Source organism: Puia sp. (assembly GCF_036500295.1).
Lineage (GTDB): Bacteria > Bacteroidota > Bacteroidia > Chitinophagales > Chitinophagaceae > Puia.
On record NZ_DASYCH010000036.1, the window covers coordinates 19439 to 27166 of the forward strand.

Consider the following 7728-nt stretch of genomic DNA (forward strand, 5'->3'; position numbering starts at 1 on the left):
TTTTAGAATTAAAAAGTTAACGAAGGGTAATATTCAGCCCCACAGTCACCGACCGGATCGTAGGATAGTTATTCGTCCAATCCGACGTACCACGGCCATAATAGGTGTTCTCGGGGTCCCAGCCGATCCACTTCGTCCAGGTATACAGGTTACGCCCGCTGACATACACCGTCATGGAACCCAAATGCGCCTTATCCAGCAGCGATGGCGGGACCGTATAGCTCAGCGTGATATCCTTAAGCCGGGTATAGCTCGCATTCGACCCATATCCATAACCCCGCGTATTGAAATATGACAAAGCCGGCCGCGACTGGCTCTTGTTCGCAGTCGTCCAGTATCCAACATCAGCCGGGGTATTCCGCCGCCCGCTCTCATCCACATAGTTCAGGTCGGGGTCATTCTTCGTTACCCCCTGCACCGTCTGGATAAAGATGCTCAGGTGAAAATCCCTGTAGTGAAAGGTATTCGTCATCCCGCCGATCCACTTCGGCGCGGTCTGCCCCAGGATCACCTTGTCGGTGGCCGTGACCTTCCCATCCCCGTTGACATCGGCAAACTTCAGATCACCGGGCTTGGAGCCGGGGTCCTGCTTGGACGGGTCTTCACCCACCTGCCAGATACCCTGTTTCTTATAATCGTAAACAACGCCTATCGGCTTTCCGATAAACCAGACGTTGCCGGTATCACTCTTCCGGTCCCCATACAGGTCCACAATCCGGTTCCGATTCGCCGAGAAGTTGAACATGCTCTCCCACCGGAAATCCTTCCCGTTGACATTCTTCGTGGTCAGCGTGAGCTCGACACCCTGATTTTTTGTCTTGCCCAGGTTGTCCAGCACGCTCGTATATCCTGAGACCGAGGGGATCTGCCGCTTGAGGATCAACCCGTCCGTATGCGTGCTGTATACATCGATCGTACCCGTGATCCTGCTCTTCAGGATACCGAAGTCAACTCCCACATTCGTCCCGATCGTACTCTCCCAATGGAGATTCGAGTTCCCCAGATTGCCGGCCAGCACCCCGATCTGGCTGATGCCGTTAAAGGGATACCGCACCGAGTTATCCGTTGTAATGGTTCCATACACATTGATGGCCTCATTACCCGTCTTCCCATAGCTGCCGCGCAACTTCAGGTTATCCACCCAGCTCACGCTCTTCATAAATTCTTCGTTGCTGATATTCCAGCCTACCGCCGCGACGGGGAACACCCCGAACTTGGTCGTGTTGGCGCCAAACACCGAAGAGCCGTCCCGCCGCGCGGTCAGCGTCAGCAGATACCGGTCATCATAGCTATAGTTGATCCTCGCCATCTGGCTGTTCAACGCATATCTGTCGGAGTAAGACCCATTTGGCAAACCACTCCCCGTCGAAGCCGCGCTCACCGTGGCGCCCGCCCCGATATTGTTAAAGGCCAGCAGGTCATTGATAAAGCCCGTTGCGGAAAAGGCATCCACAAAATACCGCCGTTGTTCCGCACTGTACAAGCCCGTAAAATCGATATGATGCTTCCCGAAGTCCCGGTTATAGGTCAAAAGGTTATCCAGCGTGTAGCTGTTGGTCTCCGAATTGAAGGTCGTGGCAACCCCAAGCGGGCTGTTGTCATTCCGCCCCGTATACGTATACACCGCCGACGGGATATAATTGTACCCCGCATTCAGCCGGTACTTCAGTCCCTTCAAAACCCCGCTGAACTTCACCTCGGCATAACCGGTCCCATTCAGGTTGAAATTATGGTTCACGTTGTTCTGATACAACCCGATCAGTGGGTTGGTATAAAGCAACTCGGGATACATCGGGTAGATATTGTAGGTCCCATCGGGATTGAATTCCTGGCCATAGGGGCTCATCGCCGTGGCAAACAAAAGATTGGCCCTGCCGCCGCCATAATCATTATTATTGACGAAGACCGAGGTGCCGATCGTCAGGAAGTCGGTCAGGTTGAAGTCGAGGTTCGCCCGGAAGCTCGCCCGGTGATATTGATATCCCTTGATCGATCCTTTCTCCTTTAAATATTCCCCGGAGAGAAAATACCGGACATCCTTGGTGCCACCCGAAATACTCAGGTTATGGTCCTGGATGATCCCCTGCCGGGTCGTCTCCTTGATCCAGTCCGTTGTCTTCCCCGCCTTATAATTAGGTAATTCACTCGCATTGGGCACCGGGTTCGTCTGCGTCTGACCCGTCTGCTGCAAAAAATCCGCATATTTCTGGACATAAGAAGCGGCACTGCGCGGTTTCAGGATGTGCGCAAGGTCCTCGATGCCCTCATAACCGCTGTACCGGATCACCGGTTTCCCCGTCACCCCACGCTTGGTCGTGATCAGGATAACCCCGTTGGACCCGTTCGTCCCATAAATGGCCACCGCCGAAGCGTCTTTCAGGATCTCCATCGAGGCAATATCACCCGGATTGATATCATTGATGCTACCCCCCGACTTCGATAAAGGGATTCCGTCGACAACAATCAACGGACCGCTATTAGCCGTTATCGAATTCTGACCCCGGATAAGCACCGTTGGCGTCGCCCCCGGCACGGCCGAAGTATTGGTAACGGATACCCCGGCAACCGACCCTTCCACCGCCTGCAACACATTCGTCACCGGCAGCTCCGAAAGACGCGACTTGGGCACCGACGCCACCGATCCGGTGACATCCGCCTTCTTCTGCGTCCCATACCCCACCACGATCACCTCATTCATCTCCTTACTCGAGACGACCAGGTGGATGTCGAGGTATTTCCGGTTTCCAACCGGCATTTCCTGGGTCGCAAAACCCACCCGGCTAAAGATCAGCGCGGCGCCGGAACCCGCCGCCACCGAGAAATCTCCGTTTTGGTCCGTCTGGGTGGCCTGGTTCGTCCCCTTCACCTGGACCGTCACATTGGTCACGGCAGAATCACCGGAAGTCACCCGGCCCTTCACCGTTTGCTGCGCCTGGGCCCCAAACCCAAACACCAGCAATCCCAACACAACAATTAATTTTGGCAAGCAATATCTCATAGCATTTTTGTTTGCTGTGAAAATACCGCTCCGCCAACGCAACCATCAGGGGGGTAATCTCAAAAAAAGGGGGGTAAACTCACAATCTGTCCCTGTTAACATAAAACTTCCCCGAAAACACCTTCCGGTACCGCTTTATATACTCCGAAGGGTTCAACCCAAACTGCTTGTGAAACTGCTCCCGGAAATAGCGAAGATCACTGATCCCCACCTGCAACGCCGCCTCATTCACATTACAAGGAGTGTTAATAAGAAGCTCTGCCGCGTTTTTCAACCGGATCCACCGGATAAATCCATTCAGCGACTGTCCCGACAGTTCCTTCACCTTCTGATAAAGATGCGAATGACTCATCCCCATCTCCACCGACAGTTTCTTGATGCAGAAATCATCCTCATCCAGCCGTTCCTCTACCGCCGCGATCAGCCGGTCAAGGAATTCCTTGTCATCCCCACTGATCCGCACAGCCTCGCCACCCCCATTCGTCACCACCTCGAAGAACGACCGCTCCATCCGGTCCCGGCTTTTTAAAAGTGCCGCAACCCGGGCCACCAGCAAGTCCTTATCAAATGGCTTTGTGATATAATCATCCGCCCCATGCTTCACCCCCGCCAGTTTATTATTCGCCGAGGCCGAAGCCGTCAGCAGGATCACCGGCGCCTGCCCCAGCACCGGATCGTTCTTGATCGTCTCACAAAGCTCGATCCCCGAGATCCCATCCATATGGATGTCGGAAATGATCAGGTCGGGCCGGTGTCGCTTCGCCTGCTCCAACCCCTCCTCCCCGCTATGCGCGGAATAGATAAGATAGGTCCCCTCCAGCACATGCCGCATATACGCCAGCAACTGCACATCGTCATCCACAAGCAACACCCGGCGCTTGTCGCTCACCAGTTCTCCAGTCTCCGGCAGGCTCTCGGCCGGCTCCACGATCTCCCGTACCAGCGGCGACAAGCCCCTGCCCTCTCCGCCGAGGTCCACTCCTTTGAAATGCGCTGCGCCCTTCAAAAACCGCAGCCGGAAACACGTCCCCTTCTCACTCGTAAAACTCACCATGCCGCCATGCGCCTCCACAAACTGCTTGACAAGATAGAGCCCGATCCCAAAACCCGAGATCGAAGTCATCTCACTCCGGCGTATCTGGTAAAATTTGTCAAACACCTGATTGCCTATCTCGGCCGGGATCCCCATCCCGTTATCCCGCACGAAGATCTCCACCCCCGCTCCATGATCAACAAGCCCCAAAACCACCTCCCCACCTTCCGGCGTATACTTCAGCGCATTCGACAACAAATTATACAACGCGATCTCCACCTTTTCCCGGTCCAGGTACAACTCCCACTCCGCCCCTGCGGGTGCGTCAAACCGATAGACGATCTTTTTCATCCTCGCCGCCTCTACAAAACAAAGCCAGACCTCCCGCGCCAGTTCCACGATATTCACAAGTCCCGGCTTGACCACGTCCGATCCGCTCTCCGCCTTCTGAAAAAGCAACAGCTGATCCACCAATCCCAACAATCGTTGCGCATTCCGGTATACATACTGCAATCCATCGCCCCTCGCCGCAATCTCTTTTCCTTCCCCCAACATCTCGCGCACCGGGTTGATGATAAGTGTCAGCGGTCCCCTGAACTCATGCGTGATATGCGTAAAGAACTCCACCTTCCGCGCAACCAGTTCCTTCTCCTTCTCCGTCTCCAGTTGCGCCAGCTTCACCTCATACCGCAACCGCTCCCGGCTCCGCGCATACCAGACATACCCGACGATCATCCCCACAAAACAAAACGTATAAAGCAGGTATGCCCACCAGGTCCGGTACCAGGGCGGTAACACCACCAGCCGCATCAGCTCATATTCCTTACTCCAGGTACCATCCGCATGGCTCACCCTGACTCGGAAGACATAACTTCCCTCATGGATACTCGAGTAGTTCGCCGTCCGGCTCCCATTCGAATAGTTCCACCCTTTATCCCAGCCCACCAGGCTATAAGCATAGTTGATCTTGTCGGCGCCATCATATTCCAGCGCAGTAAAATCCAGCGATAACATCGCCTGGTCAAAAGGCAGCGTCAATTCCCGCAAATCGGTATGGATCGGCTCGTTTTGCACCCTGACCCCCGTCAGGTAGACCGGGGGTGTCCTCCGCGCCTGCAACACACTGTCGGGGAAAAAAATATTAAAGCCCTTGATCCCGCCAAAAAGAAATTCCCCCGAGCTCAAAGTGATCCCCGCATTAAAACTGAACTGCGTACTCTGCAGTCCATCCGAAAGCGAAAAATTGCGAAACTTCCGCTCCCGCAACTCAAACTCCGAAATGCCGTTATACGTGCTAAGCCACAGATTGCCATGCGCATCTTCCAAAATCCGCAGGATGGTATTGCTCGGCAACCCGTCTGCCGTGGTAAATCGTTTGTATCTCCCCGTGTTCCGGTCAAAAAGCAACAACCCGCCTTCCTGCGTCCCCACCCAAAACTGGCCATTCCGATCCTCATGCAAACACCGCACAGGGCTCCCTAGCTTGTAAAAGACATGCTGCTTCTGTTCCCGGTCGATCCGGATCAGCGTCGTATAATTGCCGCCCCACAACACGCCCTCCTGATCCTCCGTCATCGACTGCAGACTCTGAATGGCATCATCAAAAAGCTCGAACCGGTCCGTCGCCCGGTTATATAAATAAAGACACCCGTCATTTGTCGCACTCGCCCAAAGCCGCTTCGCCCGGTCCTCGAACAACATCCAGATATGCTTCTCCTCCGAGTTCGTCTTCGGATTAAAACAGCTATAATGCAAAAACTTCCCCGTGGCCCTGTCCAGCCGGTTCACCCCGCCAAACCAGGTCGCCACCCAAAGCCGGTCCTGATCGTCCCTTAAAATATTCGTGATAAAGTTATTGTTGATCGACCCCGCATCGGCCGGATCATTCACATAGTTCGTATATCGGTTGGTCGCCCGGTTCCAATACCGCAAGCCCGCCCCGTCCGTCCCGATCCATAGGTTATGGTTCGCATCCTCGCAAAACGAGAGGATAAAATTGTCGACGATATTCTTCTGCTCATAGACCACCGTCTTGAAACTGCTCACCCTCGGCTCGATCACATTGATCCCGCCGCGGAGCGTCCCGATCCATTTCCGGCCCTCGGCATCCTCATAGATCGCATACGCGGCGTTGCTGTTCACCAGCGAAGTTCCCGATGTCGACACCAGCGGTTTCGCAGCGGAAGCCCCCTTGCACAATTTCCACACCCCCGCCCCATCGGTTCCGATACAAAGCTCGTTTTGCTGATTCACATGGATCCCCACCACCCGGCATTTCTGCGGCATCCAGTTCCCGGAATATCCCTTCCCATCGGCATCCAGCAGAAACAACCCGTTGTCCGTGCCCAGCCAGGCCCGCCCCCGCGTATCCACCTGCAAGCTCAGCGCATCCCGCAATTGATCGTTCACCAGCACCAATCGCCGGTTCCGCTGATCATATTGATACAACCCACGCTTTTGCACAAACAACCAAACGCTGCCATTCACAGGATCATAACTGATACAGGGTACATCATAGCTTCCCGTGCCGTTCAACGCGATTTGCCGGCCGACCCTTGTCCCCCGCTCAAACACAACCAACCCATTAGCATGCATCCCCACCAACATCAGATCCTCACCCACCGCCCGGAGATGATGCACATTGTCCCGCAACGCCGTCGGCCCGCTTCCATCGGCGGGCAGATACTGCGGCACCGAGAACCGCGCGGTCACCGGATCAAAAATACAGACGCCCTTCTGGCCGCCAACCCAAAGATGGCCGCGCCCATCTCCGCTTATCGATGCAATATTGTTAAAAGGAAGCGAGGTCGAATCCCCGATCATCGTCCGGTACACCGTAAAGCCGTAGCCATCGTACCGGTTGAGCCCATCATAGGTCCCAAACCACATAAACCCCCGCGCGTCCTGGTACACGCAGGTCACGGCATTGTTAGAAAGGCCCTGTTCAATACCAAGGCACTTCACCCGCGGATCATCGCCGGCCCGCGCGGCAGCCAACAAAAGGAGACAGCAGATCGTACTCCCGAATCTTTTCATACTCATAAGCAGCAATCCAATGTAATCTACTTAAATTCGGGAATATATGTCAAAACAACAGCTACAACGTTTTCGTAACCTGGCGGCCCTTATCTTCCTCTTTGCCGCCACACAAGCCTTCACGCAAAAACCCGAATTCACCGCGGTAGCTCCGGGCTGGGCCAAAAATTCCATCAACACCGTCGTCTTCCGCAAGAACTCCCTCGCATCATATAAAGACCTTCAATATATCGCCTACTATGACAGCACCGGCCACCTCGTCCTCGGCCGCCGCAAACACAACACCGCCAACTGGACGCTCCACCAGACGCAGTTCATCGGCGACACCCGCGACGCCCACCGCTCTATAAGCATCATCATCGACGGCAAAGGCTATCTCCACTGCTGCTTCGACCAACACGACAGCCGGCTTCGGTATACCCGCAGCACTTCTCCTGGCTCCCTCGAGCTCGGACCCGAACTCCCTATGACGAATGCCAACGAAACTCGCGTCACCTATCCCGAATTCTACCGCCTGCCGACCGGCGACCTCCTCTTCCTCTACCGCGATGGCGCTTCCGGCAACGGCAACCTCATCCTCGATCGCTACGACACAAAGACAGGCACCTGGACCCGCATGCAGGATAAGCTCATCGACGGCGAGGGAAAACGCAACGCTTAT

Annotated in this window: 3 protein-coding genes; 1 reads left to right on the forward strand and 2 read right to left on the reverse strand. The window is 55.0% G+C overall.

Annotated elements, in window-relative coordinates; genetic code table 11:
* Positions 1–16: 16 nt before the first annotated feature.
* Both VGM48_RS07340 and VGM48_RS07345 read right to left on the reverse strand, forming a co-directional pair.
* Positions 17–2998, reverse strand: a complete 2982-nt coding sequence (locus VGM48_RS07340; protein WP_331577575.1) for a TonB-dependent receptor — start codon at positions 2996–2998, stop codon at positions 17–19.
* Positions 2999–3077: 79 nt separating this feature from the next.
* Entirely contained in the window at positions 3078–7073 is a 3996-nt protein-coding gene (locus VGM48_RS07345; RefSeq protein ID WP_331577577.1) for a hybrid sensor histidine kinase/response regulator transcription factor, read from the reverse strand.
* A 40-nt stretch (positions 7074–7113) separates the two neighbouring features.
* Between VGM48_RS07345 and VGM48_RS07350 the strand changes: the two genes are divergently transcribed.
* On the forward strand, positions 7114–7728 hold a 615-nt coding region (locus VGM48_RS07350), incomplete at its 3' end, for a BNR repeat-containing protein (RefSeq protein ID WP_331577579.1).